The 23,329-nt window shown below is 67.6% G+C and carries 21 protein-coding genes; 15 read left to right on the plus strand and 6 right to left on the minus strand.

Annotated features, from left to right (window positions below; translation table 11 throughout):
- From gcl to F3087_RS41920, 5 genes are all read left to right on the plus strand, one after another.
- On the plus strand, positions 1 to 1,687 hold a 1,687-nt coding region (gene gcl / locus F3087_RS41900), incomplete at its 5' end, for a glyoxylate carboligase (RefSeq protein WP_150407752.1).
- Positions 1,684 to 2,865 (plus strand): glycerate kinase, encoded by a 1,182-nt coding sequence (locus tag F3087_RS41905; RefSeq protein WP_150407753.1) that lies wholly within the window; start codon positions 1,684 to 1,686, stop codon positions 2,863 to 2,865. The genes gcl and F3087_RS41905, both read left to right, overlap by 4 nt.
- Positions 2,858 to 4,183, plus strand: a complete 1,326-nt coding sequence (allB, locus tag F3087_RS41910) for an allantoinase AllB (protein WP_191094417.1) — start codon at positions 2,858 to 2,860, stop codon at positions 4,181 to 4,183. Before F3087_RS41905 ends, allB begins: the two co-directional genes overlap by 8 nt.
- Entirely contained in the window at positions 4,176 to 5,204 is a 1,029-nt protein-coding gene (alc, locus tag F3087_RS41915; protein WP_150407755.1) for an allantoicase, read from the plus strand. Before allB ends, alc begins: the two co-directional genes overlap by 8 nt.
- A gap of 192 nt (positions 5,205 to 5,396) precedes the next feature.
- A complete protein-coding gene (locus F3087_RS41920; protein WP_150407756.1) occupies positions 5,397 to 6,143 on the plus strand; it encodes a class I SAM-dependent methyltransferase in 747 nt (248 codons plus the stop codon).
- Here F3087_RS41920 and F3087_RS41925 read toward each other — a convergent pair.
- From F3087_RS41925 to F3087_RS41935, 3 genes are read right to left on the minus strand one after another with little or no spacing between them, the layout of a single operon-like run.
- A complete protein-coding gene (locus tag F3087_RS41925; protein ID WP_150407757.1) occupies positions 6,121 to 7,305 on the minus strand; it encodes a glycerate kinase in 1,185 nt (394 codons plus the stop codon). The genes F3087_RS41920 and F3087_RS41925 overlap by 23 nt on opposite strands.
- Complete coding sequence (locus F3087_RS41930) at positions 7,302 to 8,597, minus strand: 2-hydroxycarboxylate transporter family protein (protein ID WP_150407758.1); 1,296 nt, start codon at positions 8,595 to 8,597, stop codon at positions 7,302 to 7,304. The genes F3087_RS41925 and F3087_RS41930 overlap by 4 nt, the downstream gene beginning before the upstream one ends.
- Complete coding sequence (locus tag F3087_RS41935) at positions 8,594 to 9,700, minus strand: tartrate dehydrogenase (protein WP_150407759.1); 1,107 nt, start codon at positions 9,698 to 9,700, stop codon at positions 8,594 to 8,596. Before F3087_RS41935 ends, F3087_RS41930 begins: the two co-directional genes overlap by 4 nt.
- A gap of 144 nt (positions 9,701 to 9,844) precedes the next feature.
- Between F3087_RS41935 and F3087_RS41940 the strand changes: the two genes are divergently transcribed.
- Positions 9,845 to 10,771 (plus strand): LysR family transcriptional regulator, encoded by a 927-nt coding sequence (locus F3087_RS41940; protein WP_150407760.1) that lies wholly within the window; start codon positions 9,845 to 9,847, stop codon positions 10,769 to 10,771.
- 24 nt (positions 10,772 to 10,795) lie between these two features.
- On the opposite strand, the gene F3087_RS41945 is transcribed toward F3087_RS41940, so the two are convergent.
- Positions 10,796 to 11,227, minus strand: coding sequence for a type II toxin-antitoxin system Rv0910 family toxin (locus F3087_RS41945; RefSeq protein WP_150407761.1), 432 nt, complete (start codon positions 11,225 to 11,227; stop codon positions 10,796 to 10,798).
- A gap of 672 nt (positions 11,228 to 11,899) precedes the next feature.
- Between F3087_RS41945 and F3087_RS41950 the strand changes: the two genes are divergently transcribed.
- From F3087_RS41950 to F3087_RS41975, 6 genes are read left to right on the plus strand one after another with little or no spacing between them, the layout of a single operon-like run.
- Positions 11,900 to 13,312, plus strand: coding sequence for an ATP-binding protein (locus F3087_RS41950; RefSeq protein WP_150407762.1), 1,413 nt, complete (start codon positions 11,900 to 11,902; stop codon positions 13,310 to 13,312).
- Entirely contained in the window at positions 13,312 to 13,737 is a 426-nt protein-coding gene (locus tag F3087_RS41955) for a roadblock/LC7 domain-containing protein (protein ID WP_150407763.1), read from the plus strand. The genes F3087_RS41950 and F3087_RS41955 overlap by 1 nt, the downstream gene beginning before the upstream one ends.
- The gene (locus F3087_RS41960; protein WP_150407764.1) at positions 13,734 to 14,087 is read left to right on the plus strand and encodes a DUF742 domain-containing protein; all 354 of its coding nucleotides are present in this window, start codon (positions 13,734 to 13,736) and stop codon (positions 14,085 to 14,087) included. Before F3087_RS41955 ends, F3087_RS41960 begins: the two co-directional genes overlap by 4 nt.
- Positions 14,062 to 14,667: a GTP-binding protein gene (locus F3087_RS41965; protein WP_150407765.1), complete on the plus strand. Its 606-nt coding sequence runs from the start codon at positions 14,062 to 14,064 to the stop codon at positions 14,665 to 14,667. The genes F3087_RS41960 and F3087_RS41965 overlap by 26 nt, the downstream gene beginning before the upstream one ends.
- The gene (locus tag F3087_RS41970) at positions 14,664 to 15,905 is read left to right on the plus strand and encodes a cytochrome P450 (protein WP_150407766.1); all 1,242 of its coding nucleotides are present in this window, start codon (positions 14,664 to 14,666) and stop codon (positions 15,903 to 15,905) included. The genes F3087_RS41965 and F3087_RS41970 overlap by 4 nt, the downstream gene beginning before the upstream one ends.
- A gap of 10 nt (positions 15,906 to 15,915) precedes the next feature.
- A complete protein-coding gene (locus tag F3087_RS41975) occupies positions 15,916 to 17,145 on the plus strand; it encodes a cytochrome P450 family protein (protein ID WP_150407767.1) in 1,230 nt (409 codons plus the stop codon).
- Positions 17,146 to 17,223: 78 nt separating this feature from the next.
- Here the strand turns inward: F3087_RS41975 and F3087_RS41980 are convergent, their stop codons facing one another.
- Positions 17,224 to 18,030, minus strand: a complete 807-nt coding sequence (locus tag F3087_RS41980) for an SAM-dependent methyltransferase (protein WP_150407768.1) — start codon at positions 18,028 to 18,030, stop codon at positions 17,224 to 17,226.
- Positions 18,031 to 18,253: 223 nt separating this feature from the next.
- On the opposite strand from F3087_RS41980, the gene F3087_RS41985 reads away from it, so the two are divergent.
- Entirely contained in the window at positions 18,254 to 18,628 is a 375-nt protein-coding gene (locus F3087_RS41985) for a VOC family protein (RefSeq protein WP_150407769.1), read from the plus strand.
- Here the strand turns inward: F3087_RS41985 and F3087_RS41990 are convergent.
- The gene (locus F3087_RS41990; protein ID WP_150407770.1) at positions 18,615 to 19,733 is read right to left on the minus strand and encodes a glutamate--cysteine ligase 2; all 1,119 of its coding nucleotides are present in this window, start codon (positions 19,731 to 19,733) and stop codon (positions 18,615 to 18,617) included. The genes F3087_RS41985 and F3087_RS41990 overlap by 14 nt on opposite strands.
- Before the next feature lie 383 nt (positions 19,734 to 20,116).
- On the opposite strand from F3087_RS41990, the gene F3087_RS41995 reads away from it, so the two are divergent.
- Positions 20,117 to 21,691: a Na+/H+ antiporter gene (locus F3087_RS41995; RefSeq protein WP_150407771.1), complete on the plus strand. Its 1,575-nt coding sequence runs from the start codon at positions 20,117 to 20,119 to the stop codon at positions 21,689 to 21,691.
- 219 nt (positions 21,692 to 21,910) lie between these two features.
- Positions 21,911 to 23,242: a YhgE/Pip domain-containing protein gene (locus tag F3087_RS42000; RefSeq protein WP_396897616.1), complete on the plus strand. Its 1,332-nt coding sequence runs from the start codon at positions 21,911 to 21,913 to the stop codon at positions 23,240 to 23,242.
- The last annotated feature ends 87 nt before the right edge of the window (positions 23,243 to 23,329 follow it).

Raw genomic sequence — 23,329 nt, forward strand, 5'->3', positions numbered from 1 at the left:
CGGTGGGATCAAGCACGTGCTGGCTCGCCACGTCGAGGCCGCGTCACACATGGCGGAGGGGTACACCCGCGCCACTGCCGGCAACATCGGCGTGTGCATCGGCACCTCCGGGCCGGCCGGCACCGACATGATCACCGGGTTGTATTCGGCGAGCGCCGATTCCATCCCGATCCTGTGCATCACCGGGCAGGCGCCGGTGGCCAAGCTGCACAAGGAAGACTTCCAAGCCGTCGATATCGCGTCTATCGCTGCGCCCGTCGCCAAATGGGCCGTCACGGTTCTGGAGCCTGCGCAGGTGCCCGGCACCTTCCAGAAGGCCTTCCGGCTGATGCGCGAAGGGCGTCCGGGTCCGGTGCTGATCGATCTGCCGATCGACGTGCAACTCGCCGAAATCGAGTTCGACATCGAGACCTACGAGCCGTTGCAGGTGCATCGCCCGGCCGCGACTCGGGCACAGGCGGAAAAGGCCATCGCGATGCTCAACGCGTCCGAGCGTCCGCTGCTGGTCGCCGGTGGCGGCATCGTGAATGCCGACGCCGCCGAGCTGCTCGTCGAATTCGCCGAACTGACCGGCGTTCCCGTGGTGCCGACGCTGATGGGGTGGGGCACGATCCCCGACAACCATCCGTTGCACGCGGGCATGGTCGGCTTGCAGACCTCGCACCGCTACGGCAACGCGACGATGCTGGAGTCCGATTTCGTCCTTGGTATCGGCAATCGGTGGGCCAACCGGCATACCGGTGGGGTCGAGACCTACACCAAGGACCGGACTTTCGTGCACGTCGACATCGAGCCGACGCAGATCGGGCGGGTCTTCGCCCCTGATTTCGGCATCACCTCCGATGCCGGCGCCGCGCTGAAAGTGTTCGTCGAAGTCGCCCGTGAGCTCGCCGCTGCGGGCAACTTGCGTGATCGGTCCGATTGGGCTGGGCAGGTGCGGGCACGAAAGCAACTGGGCCAGCGCAAGACCCACTTCGACAATGTGCCGATCAAACCGCAGCGGGTCTACGAGGAGATGAACAAGGCGTTCGGACCCGACATCCGCTACGTCAGCACGATCGGTCTCTCGCAGATCCAGGCGTCGCAGCTGCTGCACGTCTACAAGCCGCGGCACTGGATCAACGCCGGCCAGGCCGGTCCGCTCGGCTGGACCCTGCCCGCAGCCCTCGGCGTGGCGACCGCCGTCCCCGACGCCACCGTCGTCGCGCTGTCCGGCGACTACGACTTCCAGTTCCTCATCGAGGAATTGGCCGTCGGCGCCCAGTTCAACATCCCGTATATCCATGTGCTGGTGAACAACTCGTACCTGGGCCTGATCCGTCAGGCACAGCGGAACTTCTCCATGGACTACTACGTCCAGCTCGACTTCGACAACATCAACAGCCCCGAGGTCGGCGGGTACGGCGTGGACCACGTGAAGGTGGCGGAAGGACTGGGCTGCAAGGCGATCCGCGTCTTCGAGCCCGAACACATCGGCCAGGCCTTGGAAGACGCCAAGAAGCTGATCGCCGAACATCGGGTCCCGGTGGTCGTCGAATGCATCCTCGAACGCGTCACCAACGTGTCCATGGGCTTGGAAATCGACAACATCGTCGAATTCGAGGAGCTGGCGCTGTCCGCCGCGGACGCGCCCACCGCCACCGTCGCCATCGAACCGGAGCCGGAACCGGTCGGAGGCGGCAGGTGAGCGGGCCGGACGCTCCGCGCTCGAGCGGTGTGCGCGGCGGGTGGCGCGAGGGACATTGCGTCGTCGCCCCCGACAAGTTCAAGGGGTCGCTGACCGCGCCTCAGGTCGCCGCGCACATCGTGACCGGACTCCGCCGGGTACGCCCGGACCTCCCCGTCGTCACCATGCCCGTGGCCGACGGGGGCGACGGCACGGTCGACGCCGTCGTGGAGTCGGGCTTCGTCCGCTTCCAGACGAGCGTCGCCGGTCCGCTGGGGTTACCGGTGGCCGCCTCGTTCGCGATGAGGGGCGAGGCCGCCGTGATCGAGCTGGCGGAAGCGTCCGGCCTGCGTCGGCTGCCGATTCGGCCGACATTCCAAACCGCCATGACCGCAACCAGTTACGGCACCGGCGAGCTGATCCGCGCGGCCGCCACCCGCGGCGCGCGCAGTGTGGTGCTCGGTCTCGGCGGGAGCGCGTGCACGGACGGGGGAGTGGGCATGATGTCCGCGCTCGGCGTCCGGTTCCTCGACGAGCACGACCGGGAGCTGCCGCGCGGTGGTGCGGCGCTGACCAGGCTGGCGCGCATCGATGCCAGTGACATGCTGCAGGTTCCGGTGATCGTCGCCTCCGACGTGGACAACCCGCTGCTCGGACCGCGCGGCGCCGCACAGGTTTACGGTCCGCAGAAGGGCGCGCGGCAGAGCGATATCGACGAATTGGAATGGGGCCTGGCCCGTTTGGCCTCGATCGTCGAACGCGACCTCGGCGCCGATGTCGCGGACCGGCCCGGCGCTGGTGCGGCGGGCGGGGTCGGCTATGCCGCGCTCGCCTTCCTCGGCGCGACGGTGCGGCCGGGTATCGAGATCATTCTCGAACTGATGTCCTTCGCCGAGCAGGTCGAGGGGGCGCGGCTGGTCATCACCGGCGAGGGCTCCCTCGACCCGCAGACCCTGCACGGCAAAGCGCCGGTCGGGGTCGCTCGAGCGGCGGCCGGCGCCACCGTGCCGGTCGTCGCGGTGGCCGGGCAGCGCTCGCTCACCGGCGAGCAGCTGCGCGGCGCGCACATCGAGCAGGCGTACGCGCTGACCGACCTCGAACCCGACCCCGAGATCTGCATGGCGAAGGCAGGACCCCTGTTGGAACGGCTCGCCGGTGAGATCGCCGGCGCCTGGCTGGGAGCGAGTGCTCATGCATGATCTGGTTATCCGGTCCCGGCGGGTCGCACTGCCGGAGGGAATTCGCGCGGCGTCGATCGCGGTGCAGGACGGCAAGATCGCCGAGCTGGCGGACTACGACGCGGTGCTCGCCGCCGCGGCGACCACCGACCTCGCCGACCTCGTCGTGCTGCCCGGCCTGGTGGACTCGCACGTGCACGTCAACGAGCCGGGGCGAACCGAGTGGGAGGGTTTCGCCACGGCCACCAAGGCCGCGGCCGCGGGCGGGGTGACGACGATCGTCGACATGCCGCTCAACTCGCTGCCGCCGACGGTCACCGTGCCGCACCTGGCGACGAAACAGGCGGTGGCGGCCGGGCAGTGCCATGTGGACGTCGCGTTCTGGGGTGGCGCGATCCCGGGGAACCTGCCGTCGCTGCGGCCGCTGCACGAGGCGGGGGTGGCCGGTTTCAAGTGCTTCCTCTCACCGTCCGGGGTGGACGAATTCCCGCCGCTCGGGCTCGGTGAGATGGAACAGGTGATGCGCGAACTCGTGGAGTTCGACGGGTTGCTGGTCGTGCACGCCGAAGATCCGGTGCGCCTGCGTGATCCGGTGGACGGGACCTATCGCGCGTTCCTGGATTCGCGGCCGGGAGCGGCGGAAAAGGCTGCGGTTCAAGAGGTTATCGCGCTCGCCGAGCTGACCGGCGTGCGCGCGCACATCCTGCACGTCTCGGCGGCCGCCTGTCTCGAACCGCTCGCGGCGGCGCAGGCGCGCGGCGTCCGGATCACCGCGGAGACCTGCCCGCACTATCTGACCCTGTCGGCCGCCGAGGCGTCGTCCACCGCGTTCAAGTGCTGTCCGCCGATTCGCGATGCCGGCAATCAGGACGCGCTGTGGCAGGGCTTGGCCGACGGTGTGCTGTCCTGTGTGGTCTCCGACCATTCGCCGTGCACGCCGGACCTGAAAGAGGGCGACTTCGCGACCGCGTGGGGCGGCATCTCGTCCTTGCAGATCGGCCTGCCTGCCGTGTGGACCGCTGCCGCCGAGCGCGGGTTTCGGCTGACCGATGTGGTCCGCTGGATGGCCGCCGCGCCCGCTGAATTGGCCGGGTTGCCGCACAAGGGCCGGATCGCGGTCGGCTGCGACGCCGACCTGGTCGCCTTCGACCCGTGGGCGCCGATCACCGTGGATCCCGGTGCCCTGGCGCACAAGAATCCCATCACGCCCTACGGCGGCCGCGAACTGCGCGGGCTCGTTCACGCCACCTGGCTTCGAGGCCGGGTCGTCGGCAACGGCCGCCCGCCCGCCGGCCGCCTCATTTCCTTGCACCACAACCGGATAGGGAACAATGTCTGACTTCACCAGCCTGCCCGACCTGGCACTACGCACCAACCGCGCCGGGGTGATCGCCGCCAGCGACGAGTCGTTCGAGGAACGCGAAAACCTCATCAACCCGTGGGCACCCCGCTTCGCCGAGCACACGTTCGGGCCCAAAGGCCAGGAGTACGACGGCTGGGAAACACGACGGCACCGCGGACCCGGCCACGACTGGGCGATCATCCGGCTCGGCATGCCCGGCGTGATCCGCGGCGTCGTCATCGATACCGCGTGGTTCAAGGGCAACTATCCGCCGTTCACCTCGATCGAGGCCTGCCGTGCTCCCGGCTATCCGTCGCCGGCGCAACTGGATTCGGCCGAATGGGTGGAGATCGTGCCGCGCAGTGCCCTCGGCGGCGACGCGAAGCACGAGCTCCCGGTTTCCGACGACCGCATCTTCACCCACGTTCGCCTGAACATCTATCCGGATGGTGGCGTCGCCCGCTTGCGCGTGCACGGCGAGGTGGTACCGGACCCGACTCTGCTCACCGGGCTGACCGTCGATCTGGCCGCCCTGGAAAACGGTGCCCGCACGGTGGGCTGCTCGAATATGTTCTACTCGGCTCCCGACAACATGCTTTCGCCCGGCCTGGCCCGCAACCAGGCCGAAGGCTGGGAAACGGCTCGCCGTCGCGACACCGGAAACGACTGGGCCGTCATCGAACTCGCCGCGCAGGGTGTCCCCGCGCTGATCGAACTCGACACGACCAACCTGCTGTTCAACGCGCCCGGCGAAACCCGTATCCTCGCCATCGATCACCAAGGGCCGGAACCGCTTCCGCCGACCGACGACCCTGCCTGGTACGAATTGCTGCCCCGGACAACGCTGCAACCCGACACCCCGCACCGATTCCGCCTCACCCCCACCGACCGCTCCGCCACCCACCTCCGCGTCGACATCTATCCAGACGGCGGCATCGCCCGCCTGCGCGTTCTCGGCTCACTCACCGCAGACGCCGAGCGTGACCTGAACTCTCGCTGGCTCGCGAACACGCGGTGAGGTGTCGTCCGCCCGGTTGGTAAAGGCTGAGTCCAATTCATGACCGGGCGGCGGTTCGCTCCACGCCCTCCAGTCGCGGAGTAGGCGGGCAGATGTGGGGCGATCGTAGGCGCACCGCTCGCGGTAGTGTCCGATCATGTCGATCAGCATCGCGAGCACCGGCGATGGTCGCGTCACCACCGGACACCGCCGATGACCGTCTACGACGCGACCGGGCGGACGTATTCCCGGACTCGCCGACCTGATCCACGCATCGCGGACACCCTCGCGACGGCGCTGCGCGGAATGCGCACGGTAGTGAACGTCGGCGCGGGCACCGGTTCGTACGAGCCGAGCCGGACGGTGCTTGCCGTGGAGCCCAGTCAGGTGATGATCGCGCAACGGCCGGCGGGGGCGGCGCCGGCGGTGCGCGCGACCGCCGAACGCCTGCCGCTGCGGACCGATTCGGTAGATGCGGCACTCGCCGTGCTCACCATTCATCACTGGACCGATCTGGAGCGCGGCATCGCCGAGATGGCCCGGGTCGCTCGCCGCCGCGTCGCGATCCTGACCTGGGATCACGAGGTGTTTCGGCAGTTCTGGCTGGTGCGTGACTACTTGCCTGCGGCCGCCGCGACCGATGCGAACCTTGCCGTCCCACTGTCCCGGCTCACGGGTCTGCTGAAAGATCCTGAGGTCCAGCCGATCCCGGTCCCGCACGATTGTGTGGACGGCTTCGGTGGCGCCTACTGGCGCAGGCCCGAGGCCTACCTCGACGAAACGGTCCAGGCGGGCATGTCGATGTTGGCGCTGACTCCGAAACCGCTACTGCAACCGGGATTGTCCCGATTGCGGCAGGACTTGGCGACCGGCGAATGGCACGCCCGATACGCCGATCTCCTCGATCGGCCGGACCTGGACCTGGGCTATCGCCTGGTCACCGCCGACCTGCCGAGTTGACCGACGAGACCGTCTCGGGCAGCGACTCGACTTGCCGGACGCCGATCGACTCGAGCAGTCGGGAGCGCCCGATCTCGCCACCGATGCGCACGAGCAACTCGGCCGTCAGCGCGGGATCACCCGCCGTATCGCGATCGGTGTAGTCGGTGAGCGCGTAGACGTCGGCGAAACCGTTGCGCCCCCGGTGGTTTCCGGCAACCTCAGTGCGCCCCGCGACGGCGACAACCGGAACCGGCCCGGCCCGCCGGGCGACAACCGCGGGCAGCTTGCCGTGCTCGGTCTGCGCGTCGAGGCTCCCCTCACCGGTGATGACCAGATCCGCCTCGGCGCAATGCCGATCGAAGTCGAGCAGATCGAGAAAGAACTCCGCCCCGGAGGCCATCCGCGCCCCGAGCAGCAGGGCGGCGAAGCCGATGCCGCCCGCGCTGCCCGCACCGGGCATCGCGGCGAGCCGGTCGGCCTCGGGAAAGCCGTCGCGGGACAGCATGTCCACCAGGTGCCGGAGCCCTCGATCGAGCAGGCACACCGTGGCCGGGTCAGCCCCCTTCTGCGGACCGTACACCGCGGCCGCGCCCTCGAATCCGGTCAACGGATTCGTGACATCACCGGCAACCAGCAGGTCGATCGGCGGTAAACGCACGGCCGCAGCGGTATCTATCGCGGCGATCTCGAGCAACGCCCGGCCACTGGGCGGCAGAACCCGCCCCGCAGCGTCGAAAAAGCGAAACCCGAGGGCGGTGAGCAGCCCCATACCGCCATCCGTGCTCGCGCTGCCCCCGAGCGCCAGCACCACCTGCCGCGGGTTCAGCCGCAACGCCTGTCGAATCGCCTGCCCCAGACCGAGACTCGACGCATGTAGCGGCTGCCGACGGCCGCCGGGCAAAGTGACCAGCCCGCAGGTATTCGCGACCTCGACGACAACTGTGTCCCCGCGCACCGCCAGCGTGGCCCGCCGCGGCGTCCCGAGGGCGCTCGCGACAGTGCACGAACGCCCCGAGAACCCCGCCGCGACAGCAGCATCGACACTCCCGTCCCCACCATCCGCCAGCGGCAGCTGCCGGACCGCGACACCTGCGTCGGCCAGCCCGACGGCCAGCCATCGCGCGACCTCGGCCGCGGTCAGGCTCCCCTTGAACTTATCCGGCGCCACCAAAGCCCTCATCCTTCGAGCACCCTGATCAACGCCGCCGCCGAGATAACCGTGGTAACCCCGCCGATCCGCGTCGAGATCTGCGCGAACGGCATCAGATTCATCCGATTCGACGCCGAAAGTATTGCCACATCCCCGGTTCCACCGAGCCCGCTGTGACACACCGTCACCAACGACGCGTCGATCGGATACATGCCGATCGCCCGCCCCACCCAGAACCCGGTGGCGGCCATCGCGATCACCACGCCGATACACGCGGCGACATAGCCCACCGAGATCACGCCCATGATGTTCTTCAACGGCAGATACAGCATGCCGAGCCCGATCATCGTCGGATAGATGAAGTGCCGTGCGATGACCGTGTAGATCCCGCGCACGCTGTCCTCCACCTCGGCGGGGAAGACACCGAACAGCTTGCAGAGCACCGACATGATGATCACCAGCACCGGCGCGGGCAGGTGCACGACCCGCTCCAGCAGCGTCGCCAGCACGAAGAGACCGCAGATGATCAGCACGCCGAGCGCATGATTGCGCCCCGCCCCGGTGGCCTCCGGCAGCGCGGCCGGGGGAGTGATCTCCGGCGACGGCACCTTCACCAGCTGACCCCCGCCGTCGAGCTGCGGCCGCCGATCCCCGAGCCGGCGCAGCAACCCGGCCAGGATCACCGCCGCGATGTTCCCGATGATCGCCGCCGGAATCAGCTCCGCCACATAACTTCCCGGCTCCCCGCCCAACGCGGACGCGTACGCCGAGGACAGCGGTATCACCCCTTCGCCGATCCCGCCCCCGATGATCGGCACCACGATGTAGAACAGCGCCCGATGGAAGCTGTACCCGAACGCCATCGCCACCCCGATCCCCACCGACACCGCCGCAATCGTCCCGAGGACCAGCGGCGGAAAGATGCGAATCAGCCCGCCCACCATCACCTTCCGGCTCATCCCGAGGATGCTGCCCACCACCAGCGTGCTGATCACGAAGTACAGGAAGTTAGCCTCCTTCATCAGCGCGTTCACCCCGGCCAACGTATTCGCGTTGAACACACCGAAATACACCAGCACCGACGGCACCATCAGGCAGATCAGCGCCCCGCCGCCGATCTTCGAGATCACCGGCAGCCGATTCCCCAACGGCCCGAGCAGCATCCCGAGCCCGACGATCACCGCCAGCCCGCCGATCATGTTCTTCGGCACCGCGTCGAACACGCCCGCGGCCAGCACGCCCGCCGTGAGCACGATCGGCACGACCAGCGGAATCCCGTCCAGCGTCGGCAGCGTGAACGTCCGTGCGGTTTTCACGCTCATGACCGGCTCACCGATGTCATCGAGGCAGCCGATTCCAGCCGCGCCCGCACCTGCCCGCCAACGGCTTCCGTAGTCGCGACCCCACCCATATCCGGCGTCAGCCCCGACTTCCCTTGGGCGAGCACCGCTTCGATCGCCGCAACCACCGCGTCGGCCGCCTCCTGCTCCCCGAGATGCTCCAGCATCATCGCCCCGCTCCAGATCTGCCCGATCGGATTGGCGATCCCGAGTCCGGCAATATCCGGCGCCGACCCGTGCACCGGCTCGAACAAACTCGGAAACAGCCGCTCCGGGTTGATGTTTCCGCTCGGCGCGATACCGATCGTCCCGGTACACGCGGGACCGAGATCGGACAGAATATCTCCGAACAGATTGCTCGCCACGACTACATCGAACCAATCCGGATGCAACACGAAATTGGCGGTCAGAATATCGATGTGATACTTGTCCACCTCGATATCGGGATACTCCACCGCCATCGCGGCGACCCGCTCGTCCCAATAGGGCATCGTGATCGAAATACCATTGCTCTTGGTCGCCGACGTGAGATGGCCCTTCGGCCGCCGCCGCGCGAGTTCGAACGCGTACTTCAGGATTCGATCGACCCCTGTCCTGGTCATCACTGTCTCCTGGATCACCGTCTCCCGATCGGTCCCCGCGAAGATCTTGCCGCCGATACTCGAGTACTCACCCTCGGTGTTCTCCCTGACCACATAGAAGTCCACGTCACCGGGCTGCCGCCCGGCGAGCGGACTGCTGATACCGCGCAGCAGCCGGACCGGCCGCAGGCTCACGTACTGGTCGAAATGCCGCCGGAACTGCAACAGGCTGCCCCACAGCGAGATATGGTCCGGCACCACCTCCGGCCAGCCCACCGCCCCGAAGAAGATCGCGTCGAATCCGGCCAGTTCCTCGAACCACCGATCCGGCAGCATTTGCCCGGTCGCCGTGTAATATTCCGCGCTGGCGAAGTCGAACTCGGTGAAATCGAGAGCGAAGTCGAATGCGGCCGCCGCGGCCTCCAGCACTCGAACTCCCTGCGGCACGACTTCTTTGCCGATGCCGTCTCCCGGAATGACGGCAATACGGTGCGTTGAACCCATCGTGGCGTGCTCCGATCTCGTTGATACCGGCCCCGGAATCCGTTGGTGTGGGGCCGATCACAACGGTAGGCTCGGATATTCCGCGGCAAAAGCACGCAACGGGAAAGACACTCTTTCCCGAATGGAAAAGACGAGGAGGTCGCCGTGTCCGGTGCGTCCACCGACGACGTCACCTTCTTCGACATCGTCGCCCGCTCCCGCAGCCTGACCGAGGCCGCCCGCGAATTCGGCGTCTCGGTGTCCTCGGTGAGCAAGCGGCTCGCCCAGATGGAGGCCAGGCTCGGCGTGCTGCTCGTGCAGCGCAGCACGAGACGGCTGACGCTGACCCCGGAGGGGGAGCGCTACGCGGCCGGCGCCGCGGTGATCGCGGCCCAGCTCGCGGAGCTGGAAGATTCGATCGCCGAGCAACAGCACGAATTACGCGGCCGCGTCCACGTCCGGTCGACGATCGGCCTCGGCCGCGCCCACATCGCCCCGCTGGTCGCCGATTTCGTCGAGCGGAACCCGAGAGTGCAAGTGGACCTGGAACTCTCGTCCCTGCCGCTGAACATCGCGGGCACCGGCTTCGACCTCGACATCCGGGTCGGCGCGCTCCCGGATTCGCGACTGACCGCGACCAGGCTGTGGGTCAACCGCCGGGTGCTCTGCGCGTCACCGGAGTACCTGCGGCGCAACGGAACCCCTGCGAGCATCGAAGAGCTCGACCAGCACACCTGCATCATCCTGCGCGAGAACGAGTCCGACTACGCGCTGTGGCGCTTCGAGTCCGGCGACAAGGAACTCTCGATCCGGGTGGCGGGCAACCTGATCAGCAACGACGGCGATGTCATCACCCAGTGGTGCCTGGCCGGCCGCGGCCTGGTGATGCGCTCGCTCTGGCATGTCGAGCCGCTGCTGCGCGACGGCTCGCTCGTCCAGGTACTGCCCGGCATCCGGACGCCGAGCGCCGACATCGCCGCCGTCTACCCCGCGGCCGCCCCGCTACCGCGCCGGACCCGCGCCGTCATCGATCATCTGAAGGCAGGCCTCGGCCGCCGGATCACCGCGGCGGCCCGGCCGTGCCGATCATAGAGAACGCTTGTCGCAGAGCTGGTTTCAGCCGTACAGCTCGACGAACTTGGCCAGCGAACGCTCGATGTCGCCCTTCACCGCCCGCGCCACCCCGGCCCCGATCGGCCCGAACAACGGCCGCCCGCCGAGCTCGATATCGACCGTCACCTCCGACCCCGTGCCCTTCGGCGCCACCAGCAACTCCAGCCCGAGCTTGGTCCCGCCCTTGCCCGCGCCCGTCAGCAACAGCCGCCGCGGTGCCTCGGCCGCCTTCACCGTCCACGTCACCCGATTCCGCAGGCCCTTCACCGACGCCACGCCGACCAGCTGCGTCCCGACCGTCAACTGCTCCGGCACCTCGCTGCGCCACGCCTCGTGCATAGTCAGCCACTTGTCCAGGTCAGCCAGATCGGACGTGTGCGACCACGCGTCCTCGGGCGAGATCGGCACATCGACGGAGACCTTCAGCTTTGCCATGGCCGCATAGTATCCGGTACCCGCGGTTCGCTGTAGTTGACGTGAAGAGATAGCGCTCCACATCGCCGATCACGGTCCCGAGATCGGTCTCGATCAATACATCTGACCCTGCCGGGCGACATTCGGGCAACCTCCGCGCGCGTGGCAACCCGGACCTTCCAGGCGATTCCATCTAAAACAAACTGGACGTTCCAGCAAACTTCTGGTCGCTAGTAGCCCCCAATACCCTGTTCCGCCACCGGCTTCGGATAGGCGCGGTTGACAGCATGCGCGTGATATGCGGCACCGCAGATAGATCCGATGATGTGTCCTCTATCGCCACGCCGGAAACGTCCCTGGTCACCGCGTGGCAAGCGATCGTGATCACCAGTGGCGCAGCATTATTGCGCATCCCGGCGCACCCGTCATCTGATGTCTGCAAACGCAATCATGTGACTGGATCTGGCGAGAACTGGTTGCATAGCTGCTAATGTCGCAGCGTCGGGTTCTGGTAACTGTTCGGACACAATCTGTTGTTCGATCGGTCGCCGGTCCTCCGACGTGGACCAGATCCGACCAGGGTGTGCTGGTCGGCGTCGCGAGGAAGGCGAGACGAAGCACAATGACGGACAGACCACGCGGCCTCGTGCAAGCGCACCCGTTCCTCGGCGGCAATCGACGACGAAAGAACTGATGAATCAAGATATCGCCGTGGTGCTTTCATGGATCCTCGCCGCTGCTCTCGTGGTAGTGGCAGCAGTCGCGTTGTACGCAGTGCAGTACGCGAGACAGCAGCGGGCCAGGGTCGAAGCACTCAGCAGAGAGCAGAGAGCCGCGGAGGAAGCCGTCGAGCACTTCGCGACTACCACGCTGCCGTCGGTCGCGGAGTCGATCCGGCGCTTCGACAGCCAGGCGCCGACGGTGGAAGTGCCGCCGGGGCTGGAGAATTCGCGCACCGCGCAGGTGTTGCGGTGGATCGCCGAGCGATACGCCGACGACCTGAGCCTGCTGCGGTCCGAGACCAGGGACCAGACCAACCACGAGGCGCAGCAGGCGATCAAGGTCGCCGAGGACAAGGTGCGCGGCGAGGTGTCGACCGCGTCCCGGCAGGCGACCAGCGCGGCCGTGCGCTCGTTCGGCACGTCCGTGGTCAGCCTCGGCGCCGACGTCAGCCAGGTGGTCAGCTCCGCCCTGCGTGAGCACCGCAACGACGAGGTGTATGAAACCCTCACCCGCATCGACCACACCGTGCAGCAGATGATCCGCCAGGCGCAGTCCTACGTGATCGTCTGCGGCGGCCTGCCCGGCCGCCGCTGGCCCGCCCAGTCGCTCACCGACGTGGTCGGTGGCGCGGTCGGCCGCGTGCGCGACTACCTGCGGGTGCGCCCCACCCAGCTCGATCGGGTCGTCATCAGCCGTGCGGTCGAGCCGCTCGTGCACACCCTGGCCACCCTGCTCGACAACGCGCTGCGCTATTCGCCGCCGACCTCGTACGTGGACGTCTCCTTCCAGGAGGGACACCACGGCGTCACCGTGATCATCGACGACGCGGGCGTGCGGATGAACGCCGAGCAGATGGAAGAGGCGCGTCAGGTACTCGCGCACGAGCGCTCGGTCGACATCCATCAGCTCGGCCCCTCGCCCAAGGTCGGCTTCCCCGGCATCGCCGCGCTGGCCCGCCGCTACGGCTTCACCGTCTACATCGACGGCCCGAACGTCTACGGCGGCATGCGCGCGATGGTCTACATCCCGGAGGCGCTGCTGATGACCCCGCAGCCCGGCCAGCACGAGGTCGTGCCCGCGCGCGCCGTCGAGATCCCCGCCGAACCCGCTCCCGTGGCGGTCACGACGACCGCGTCCCACCGGGCAGTGGAGAGCGAAGAGCCCAGTGAGAGTGAGCCATTCGCCGTGCACGAGATCACCAACGGCGGCTTACCGAAGCGCCGCCGCCGGACGGTCGCGCTGGCCCCGGTGGGGCCGCGCACCGAACCCGGCCTGGCCCGGCCCGACGTCGCCGCGGCCTGGCACACCGGTTCGCAGAGCGGCCGCGCCGCCGCCACCGAACAATCCGATAATTCCGATCACACGGAAGGGATGACATCCTGATGGCCACACCCGTGACCGACAGCAGCAATAAACTGGGCTGGCTACTCGAAGACCTCAGCGTCCCGGGCGTCCGGTTCTCGGTGCTCCTGTCCGAAGACGGTTTACGGATCGCGCATTCCGCGGGCATCGAGCGCGATCAGGCGGAGCGTTTCTCCGCCGCCGCGTCCGGCCTGCGTTCGCTCGGCAAGGCGCTCGGCGAGTTCTGCGGCGACGGCGACAACGGTGTGCGGCAGAACATGACCGAGTACGACCAGGGCATGATCCTGATCACCGCGGCGGGCGACGGCGCGCTGCTCGGTGTCGCGACCACCCCCGAGATCGACGTCGCGCTCATCGCGCATCGGATGAACGAACTCGCCGGCCGGGTCGGACACGAGCTGGGCAGCCAGCCGCGCAGGCGTGTCGATGGTGGCGAATTGCCATGACATCACGGGCCCGGCGTGATCCCGATTTGGTTCGGGCATACGTGCGTACCGGGGGACGCACCCGTCCCACTCGCGAGTTGGACCTGGTCACTCTGGTCCGTGCCGCAAAGGACCCATCGCCGGGTGCCACGCCCGACGCACGCCGGGTCATCAATCTCTGTAGCCGCCGGGGCACGTTATCGATCGCCGAGATCGCCGCGTACCTCGATCTTCCGCCGTCCGTTGTCAAGATCGTCGCGGCCGATCTGATGGACAACGGCCACCTGGTCACACCTACCCCGGCGGAAAACCTGCCGGAGATCGCTCTGCTCGAGGAGGTACTTAATGGGCTCCGTGCTCTCGCCGTCTGATCGTCCAGTCGACTATGTGCCGGAGACCGTTACCCGTTCCGTAAAGCTGTTGGTGGCAGGCAATTTCGGGGTCGGCAAGACCACCTTCGTGAGCAGCGTCTCGGAGATCAAGCCGCTGCGCACCGAGGAGACGATCACCGAGGCCAGCGTCGGCGTCGACGACATGGCCGGCCTGCCCGGCAAATCGCAAACGACCGTGGCGATGGACTTCGGCCGCATCACGCTCAATCCGCAACTGGCCCTGTACCTGTTCGGCACGCCGGGGCAGCAGCGGTTCGTCCCGTTATGGGAGGAGCTGGCCCGGGGCGCGCTCGGCGCGCTGGTGCTGGTCGACACCCGGCGCATCGAGAAGTCCGACGAGGTGCTCTCGGTGCTGGAGGAGCGCGGGGTGCCGTATTCGGTGGCGGTCAATCAGTTCGAAGGCTTCAAGAACTTCCCGTTAGGCGAGGTCCGGGACGCACTGGACCTGGCACCCGAAACACCGCTCACCTCCCTGGACGCGCGCGACCGGGGCACCTGCCTGCGGTCCCTGATCACGCTCGTCGAATTCCTGTTCCATCGTCAGGAGTCACGACTTTGACCACGCCCCCGCGTTCCTGCCCGGTCCAGCACGGATCACCGATCGACACCGATGGTCCCCGGGTGTCGCTGTACTCGGAGGAATTCGCCGCCGATCCGCACCTGGCCTACCGCGAGATGCGCCGCCAATACGGCTCGCTGGTGCCGGTGAATCTGTCCCCGGACGTGCCCGCCACGCTGGTGATCGGCTACCACACCGCGCTGCGCATCCTCAACGATCCCGAGCATTTCCCGGCCGATCCGCGCATCTGGCAGAAGGGCGTGCCCGGCGAGTGCCCGATCCTGCCGATGCTGGAGTGGCGGCCGAACGCGCTGCGCAGCGCGGGCCTGGACCACGGCAAGTACCGGCAGGCCAACGTGGCCGCCATCGCCGAGGTCGACCTGCACAGCCTGCACGCCACCGTCGAGCGGATCGCCATCCCGCTGATCAACGCGTTCTGCCAGGACGGCGCCGCGGACCTGATCAGCCAGTACGCCTTTCCGCTCACCTTCGCGGTGCTCAACGCGGTGCTCGGCTGCTCGCCGGAGATCGGCCAGCAGGTCGCGACCGGCATGGCCGCGATCTTCGAGGGCGTCAACGCGGACAAGGGCAACGCGATGCTCACCGACGCGCTGTTCGATCTGGTGAACACCAAGCGCAAGGAGCCCGGCGACGACATCACCTCGCGGCTGCTCGCGCATCCGGCCAAGCTGGACGACGTGGAGATGATCCACCAGCTGGTCACCCTCTACGGCGCCGGCATCGAGCCGCAGCAGAACCTGATCGTCAACACGCTGCTGCTCATGCTCACCGACGACCGGTTCGCCGGAAACGTTCTGGGCGGCAGTCTTTCGACCCGCGACGCGCTCGACGAGGTGCTGTTCACCGACCCGCCGATGGCGAACTACTGCGTGTCCTACCCCCGTCAGCCCATTCTCATCGACGGCGTCTGGCTGCCCGCCCATCAGCCGGTCGTGATCAGCATGTCCGGTTGCAACAACGATCCGACCATCAGTGTCGGTGAGTACGTGGATAATCGATCGCATCTGGCGTGGAGCGTCGGCCCGCACGCCTGCCCTGCTAGGTCGATGGCCTACCTGATCGTCCAGGACGCCATCGATCAGCTTCTCGATGCGTTGCCGGAGTTGGGACTTGCCGTCGCCCCCGGTGAATTGTCTTGGCGGCCAGGTCCTTTCCACCGAGCGCTGGTCTCCCTCCCGGTAGTCTTCCCTAAGTCACCACCGTTGAACGTGTTTTAAGGAGACCCCGATGGACACTGAGCCTCTAGTCCTAGACCCGGCGGGCACCGACATCCAGGGCGAGGCGGCTCGCTTGCGCGAGCGCGGCCCGGCGACCCTGGTCGAGTTGCCCGGCGGCGTGCGTGCCTGGTCGATCACCGATGCCGACCTGCTCAAGCGACTGCTCGTCGATCCCAAAGTGTCCAAAGATGCCAGACAGCATTGGCCCGCCTTCGCCAAAGGTGAAGTGCCGCAGGATTGGCCGTTGTTCCTGTGGGTCGCGGTGAACAACATGTTCACCGCGTACGGCGCCGATCACCGCCGACTACGTAAGCTCGTCGCCCCCGCGTTCACCCACCGGCGCACCGAGGCGATGCGGCCGCGGATCGACCGGATCGTCGAGCGGCTGATCACCGAGCTCGCGGCCGTGCCCGCCGGCGAAGTGGTCGACCTGCGTGAAGGTTTCGCCTACCCGGTGCCGATCGAGGTCATCTCCGAGCTGATGGGCGTGCCGGAATCGCTGAATCCCGGCCTGCGCAAGTGTGTCGACGGCATCTTCGACACCGCCCTCAGCCCGGAGGAGTCGCAGGCCAACTACATGGAGATGTACCGCATCCTCGGCGAGCTGGTGGCCTTCCGGCGGGAAAACCCGAGCGATGACATGACCAGCCTGCTGATCTCGCATCGCAGCGAGGACGACGGCTCCAAGCTCACCGAGCAGGAGCTCATCGACACGCTGCTGCTGGTCATCAGCGCCGGCCACGAGACCACGGTCAACCTGCTCGATCAGGCGATCTACGCGCTGATCACCCGGCCGGAGCAGCGGGCGACGGTGCTCGACGGCAAGGTCGGCTGGGCGGATCTGATCGAGGAGGCGCTGCGGTTCGAGGCGCCGGTCGCGCATCTGCCGCTGCGGTTCGCGGTGGACGACATCGAGATCGAGGGCGTGCAGATCGCCAAGGGTGATCCGATCCTGCCGGCCTACGCGGCGGCGAACCGGGACCCGAAGGTGCACGGCGACACCGCCGACGAGTTCGACGTCACCCGGGTGACCAAGGACCACTTGGCCTTCGGGCACGGCGTGCACCACTGCCTCGGCGCTCCGCTGGCCCGGCTGGAAGCGGCGGTCGCGCTCCCCGCCATCTTCGAGCGGTTCCCGAACATGCGCCTGGCCGCGGACCCGTCCGAGCTGGGCACCGTGGTCAGCTTCATCTCCAACGGTCACGGCAAGCTGCCGGTGATCCTGGAGCCGGCCGACTAGTGCGGCATTGAATATCTAACCAGCACAACCGGATTCGAACTAGGGGTGCCGCAAAGCCGCGACACCCCTTTCGCATGTCTAGACCTTGCGGGCCAGCCCGGTCACGATGAGCTGCTCCCAGATCGTCAATTCGCGCTCGGCCGCGTCGACCGCGGTCAGATCCGGCCGCCAGCTCGCGCAGGGCACGATTCCGGGCTCGAGCACCTCCAGATCGCCGAACAGCGCCTCGATCTCGGCGTCGGTGCGCCAGCGGCCGCGCCCGAACGTCGACTGGAGCTTCTCCTCGGCCGCCGCCGTCTCCCGGTTGCCGCCCGAGCGGAAGTGCGAGATGTACACCATGCTCCCGGCGGTCAGCTGCTCGGACCAGTAGCGCACCACCGCGGCCGGATCCTCGTCGTCGTTGAGGTGGTGCAGGATCGCGCTGAAGATGACCGCGACCGGCTCGTCGAAATCGATCATCTCGACCACCTCGCGCTGCTCCCGGATCGTCCGCGGGTCGCGCAGATCCGCTTGGAACACAGTGGTTTTGGTGTCGGTGGCCAGCAGCGCCCGGCCGTGCGCGAGGACGATCGGATCGTTGTCGACGTAGACCACCTTGGCGTCGGGCGTGTGGCGGCGCGCGACCTGGTGCACGTTGTCGGCGGTCGGTAGCCCGCTGCCGAGGTCGACGAACTGCCGCACCCCGTCGCGGGCGAGGTCGCGGACCGCGCGGATCAGCGCCTGCCGATTGCCGGCGGCGATCGCCACCGAGCCGGGCAGGTTGTTCTTGAAATGATCGCCGATCGCCCGGTCGACGGCGAAGTTGTCTTTCCCGCCGAGGAGGTAGTCGTACACGCGCGCGATGCTCGGCTTGGATTGATCTATCACGTGGTTCAGGTCGCTCATGTGGTGCCCCCGTCGCTGGATTGTGTGGGTCCATCGTAGAAGGTCCGCACTCGTGGCCGGCGGTTGTTCAACGGTGAATCATATTTGACCACAAGGTGTTTCATCGTTGAGTCGAGTGGTGCCGGGGTGGATCGGCGATGATTCCGGCGGGCCGCCTCGCCGGTTGTTTGCCGGTCCGCCCGGCCGGGTAGGCGAGGAGGGTGCCGATCGAAGGAGGTCTCTCATGACATCAGCCAACTCCGTCGGGCGCCTGCGCAGCGTCGTGCTGGATTGCCCGGAGCCGCGCAAGCTCGCCGAGTTCTACCTCGCCCTGCTCGGCCTCGAACTGACCGAGAACGAGGACGACACCTGGGTGGTCACGGTGGACAGCGAGGGCAGGCGGATCGTGTTCCAGACCGCGCCCGAGTACAAGCCGCCGCGTTTCCCCGATCCCGAAGCGTCCCAGCAGATCCACTTCGACGTCCTGGTCGAGAACATCGAGGAGGCCGAGCCGAAAGCGCTCGCGCTCGGCGCGAAACTGGTGCAGCCCAACGACGATGACCAGTTCCGGGTCTATGCCGATCCGGTGGGGCACATCTTCTGCCTCATCTGGCTGTAGCCGCGCGACAGCCCGCCAAGGTGGTCGCCGTCAGCTCGGTTACCATATCGCCGACATCGTGGTGGGCGCGAAAAGCGTTGAGCTGCCGCATCGCTCCGTTGCCGCGGGCCAGCACGGCGGCGAGCGACTCGGTGACCAGCTGCTGGTCGCCGAGTTCGTCCAGCGCCGGGCTGACATAGCCGACGAGCTCGATGAGCAGGTCGCGCACCGGCAGGATGCGTCCGTGCACCGGGTCGACCGCGTCCCCGTCGAGTCCGGTCCTGGCCGCCTTCCAATAGGCCGCACGCAACACCTCGTCGCTGACCGGCGGCGCGGAGATGTTGCGCGCCAACGCATCCTGCGCGGTCATCACCGTCGCGCGCACCAAGGTGGCGAGCAGCACCGTCTCCTCGACCGTCGCGGGCACATCGCTGACCCGGATCTCCACCGTCGGAAAACTCAGCGACGGACGGACGTCCCAATAGACCATCTTCGGGTCGAGGATGCTGCCGCTCGACAGCATCATGGCGACCAGCGAGTCGTATTCGGCCGCCGAACCGAAATGCGGTGGGGGACCGGCACTCGGCCAGCGCCGCCACAGAATGCTGCGCCAACTGGCGAACCCGGTGTCGATCCCGCGATAGATCGCCGAGTTCGCGGTGAGCGCCAGGAACAGCGGCAGCCACGGCCGCAGGAAATTGCTGACCTGCAAGGCGATTTCGCGATCGGGCACCGCCACGTGCACATGACATCCGCACAGCCCCTGCTCTTGTGCGAGCATCCCGAACGCGCTGGCGATCCGCTGATAGCGAGGTGTGTCGGTCACCGGGAACATGTCCGACACGGTCGGCGGGATGGCGACGGCGAGCAGGGTGGCGCCGTTCTGTTCCGCGCAGTCGGCGATGCGGAAGCGCAGATCGCGTAACTCGGTGGCCAGCTCGGCGGCATCGGCATGCACGCCGGTGCTGGTCTCCACCTGGCATCCGGTGAGTTCGAGTTGCAGTTCGACGCCGAGGCCGGCCGCCGTCCGGGCGACCTCGACGTTCTTCGCGACCGGCGCACCGGTGCCGGGGTCGACGAGCAGGAACTCCTCCTCGACGCCGACGGTCGCGGTGTCTGCGTTCATGCGGGTGGGCTACCCATCCGTAGCGGTCGTACGCGTGGTTCGGACTCGATGCGACAGGACAGCGAGCACCGCGGGACCGAACGGCCCCGCGGTGCTTCGCGCGCTAGTTCATGCTCGGACCGCTGGGTCAGATCCCGATTAGGTCTAGCACTGACCGTACCCAGTGGCTAACCATGCCGATGATCATCGGAAGCTCCTTTCACCACTTCGGGGAACTGCGTCGTAAACACCAGATTGCCGCAGTCCGCCGCAGCCCAAACGGCGATCGCCCGGACGTCCACCGGACATCTCGATCACCGCACTGTCCGCTTGCGCGAACGCATCGGTGTTTCTCAGGGGAACCCAGTCGCTTTTCTCAGACAGCGGATCAACACTGTGTTGGCGTGAGTCATCTGGAGTTGCCGTTCCTCGTGCTGTTCGGCACGATCCTCGCCCAGCCGATCGGACGGCGGCTCGGCGTGGCGCCGGCCGTGCTGATGACGGTGTTCGGGTGCGTGCTCGCGCTGATCCCGGCGGTGCCGGATGTGCGGGTCGCGCCGGATCTTATTCTGCCGCTGCTGCTTCCGCCGTTGCTGTACGCGGCCGCCCGGCGCACCTCGTGGCGGACGTTCGCGCAGAACTGGAGTGCGATCGCGCTGCAGGCGGTCGGGTTGGTCTTCGCCACCGCGGCGGTGGTCGCGGTGGTGGTGCATGTGTGGGAGCCGGGGGTGCCGCTGGCCGTCGCGTTCGTGCTCGGCGCGCTGGTGGCCCCGCCCGACCCGGTGGCGGTCGGCGCGCTGGCCGGTCGGCTCGGGTTGCCGCGCAGGCTGGTCGCGGTGCTGGAAGGGGAGGGACTGTTCAACGATGTCACCGCGATCGTGCTGTACGGGATCGCGGTGCAGGCGGTGGTCACCGGCCAGTTCTCCGCCTGGTCGGCGGCGCTGGACTTCGTGGTGTCCGCGGTGGTCGGCGTCGCGGTCGGGCTGGTGTTCGGCTGGGGCGGCAGCCGGCTGATGCGCCGGCTCGACGAGGCCGCGTGGCAGGTGGCGCTCGGTCTGGCGCTGCCGTTCGCGGCCTACCGGCTGGCCGATGCCTGGGGTGGTTCGGCGGTGCTCGCCGTGCTGGTGTGCGCGCTGTATCTGACCGACGCGGCATCGGATTTCGGCGACAGCAACTACCGGCTGATCGGCGACTCGTTCTGGTCGATCATCGAAATGCTGGTCACCGGAATCGCTTTCGGCCTGATCGGGCTGGAGCTGGCCACCGTGCTGCGCGACGTGGGGCCGGATTGGCCACGCTTCCTGGGCGTTTCCGGCGCGGTGATCGCAGCGGTCGTCGGGGTCCGGCTGGTCTGGTTGATGGCCACCTGGGCGCTGTTCGGTCGCTGGTGGCGGCGGCGGGAGGCGGATGAGCCGTACACCTGGCGCGAAACCATGGTGACCTGGTGGGCCGGGCAGCGCGGTGTGGCCACCGTCGCGCTGGCACTGGCCGTTCCGCTGACCACCGAGCCGGGCGCCGACTTCCCGTGGCGCAGCGGAATCCTGTTCACCGCTTTCGCTTTGGTGTTGTTCACCCTGCTGATCCAGGGGCCGACGCTGTCACTCGTGGTGCGCGCGAACGGAGTTCGCGTCGACACCGAGGCCGAGCGGAACCTGGAGCGGCAGCTGTGGGCGCGCATCCTGCGGGCCGAACTCACCCGCCTGCAAGAGGTCGCGCACACCGAGAACCTGCCCGACGAGGTCTACGACCGATTGCACGTCGGCATCGAAAGACGGCTGGCCAGAGCCGATCCCGAAGCCGCCGACGACGCCAAGGCGGCGGCCGACCGCACCTTCCGCCTCAACCGCAAACTCGATCGGATCAATCAGGAGGTGCTGACCGCCGGGCGCACCGAAGCGATGGCCGCGCGGCGGGAACCGGGCGTACCGCCGGATCTGGTCGACCGGGTGATGCGCCGCCTCGACCTGCGATCGCCGTAGCGAGCCCGCCGATGACGCTCAATCGCCGGACGGGTGACCACGAAGTCCGGCCCATGCCAGGCGCCGCCGTACGGGCGATCGTCGGCCGATTGCGTTTTGCAATCAGATAGTCGCAATCCGGTTGTCACCGGGGCATTGCCGAGTTCGCCGCATCCGCTTGGCAAACAGCCCGGCGAAGCTCCCGAATCCTCGTCCGCTCTGCTGCTACCGTCCGACACCGTGACTACGGACAGCGGGAATGCAGCTCGTTCGGACCGCCGCCTCGGGCTGCGCCTGTGGCTGCTGCCGGTGGCCATCCTGGCGGTGTTCATGGCCCTGCTCGGCACGATGTACCTCGACTACGTGGTCGATCCGGAAGAGAACATGCACGATTTCCCGATCGCGCTGGTCAATCAGGACGTCGGCGACACCATCGGCGCGCCGGGCCAGGAGCGGCAGGTCAAGTTCGGCGACGAGGTCACCGAGGGGCTGAAGCAGGCCGTGCCCGCGGACAAGATCGACCTTCAGGTGCTCGCGGTCAACGAGGCCTCGCAGCGGATGCAGGACAACAAGGTCTACGGCACCATTCTGATTCCGAGCGACTTCAGCAAACGTCTGGGCATCCTCGGTGTCGGCAGCGTCATCCCCGGCGACATCCAACGCCCGATCATCACCTTGCAGACCAATCCGCGCAGCGGCGCGTTCGTCACCGAGATCGTCACCCAGATCGGTAGCCAGGCCCTCGATCAGGTGAACAAGCAGGTCGGCGCGCAACTGAGCGAGCAGGTCAAGGCCCAGCTGACCCCGCCGCCCGGCGGCGCGCCCGCGCCGGAACTGAGCGGCGCCACCCGGGTCGCGCTCGCCGAACCGTTGCAGATCGTCGTCGAACCGTTCCATTCGCTGCCCAGCGGCACCGGCCAGGGCCTCACCGCGTTCTTCTACGCGCTGCTGCTCCTGCTGGCCGGCCTGGTCGGCTCGATGACCATCCACACCATGATCGACGCGCAACTCGGCTTCGTGCCCACCGAGTACGGCCCGTGGTTCGTCCACTTCCCGCCGACACCCATCTCCCGCTTCCACACCCTGCTGATCAAGTGGGGCGTGATGGTGGTGACCGCGAATGTCGTTGCGGGCGTGTTCCTTCTCGTCGGGAAAGCGCTGGGCATGCCGATCGATCATCCGCTCGGCCTGTTCCTCTACAGCGCGCTCGCCATCATCGCCGTCGGCATCACCGGGCTGTCGATCCTCGCCGCCGTCGGCTCGGCCGGGCTGCTGCTCAACCTGATCTTGTTCATCATCCTCGGCCTGCCCTCGTCCGGCGGCACCGTGCCGATCGAGGCGACGCCGAAATACTTCGGCTGGCTGGCGTCGTTCGAGCCGATGCATCAGGTGTTCCTCGGGGTGCGCGCGATCCTGTACTTCGACGCCAGCGGCCCGGCGGGGCTGAGCCGGGGCGTCTGGATGGCCGCGTTGGGATTGGTCGTCGGCCTCGTCCTCGGCACCGTGATCACCCGCTTCTACGACTACAAAGGCTTGCACCGCACCGGAACCGGGCGGCCCGTCTCGGCCTAGCTGACGGATCGACTCGGCGCCGACCCGAGCCGCCACACTGGTCGGTTCCTGCCACACCGGGCGTGGCTTCTGCGTACCCTGGGTCGG

It is taken from the genome of Nocardia colli, from assembly GCF_008704205.1.
Classification (GTDB): Bacteria; Actinomycetota; Actinomycetes; order Mycobacteriales; family Mycobacteriaceae; genus Nocardia; species Nocardia colli.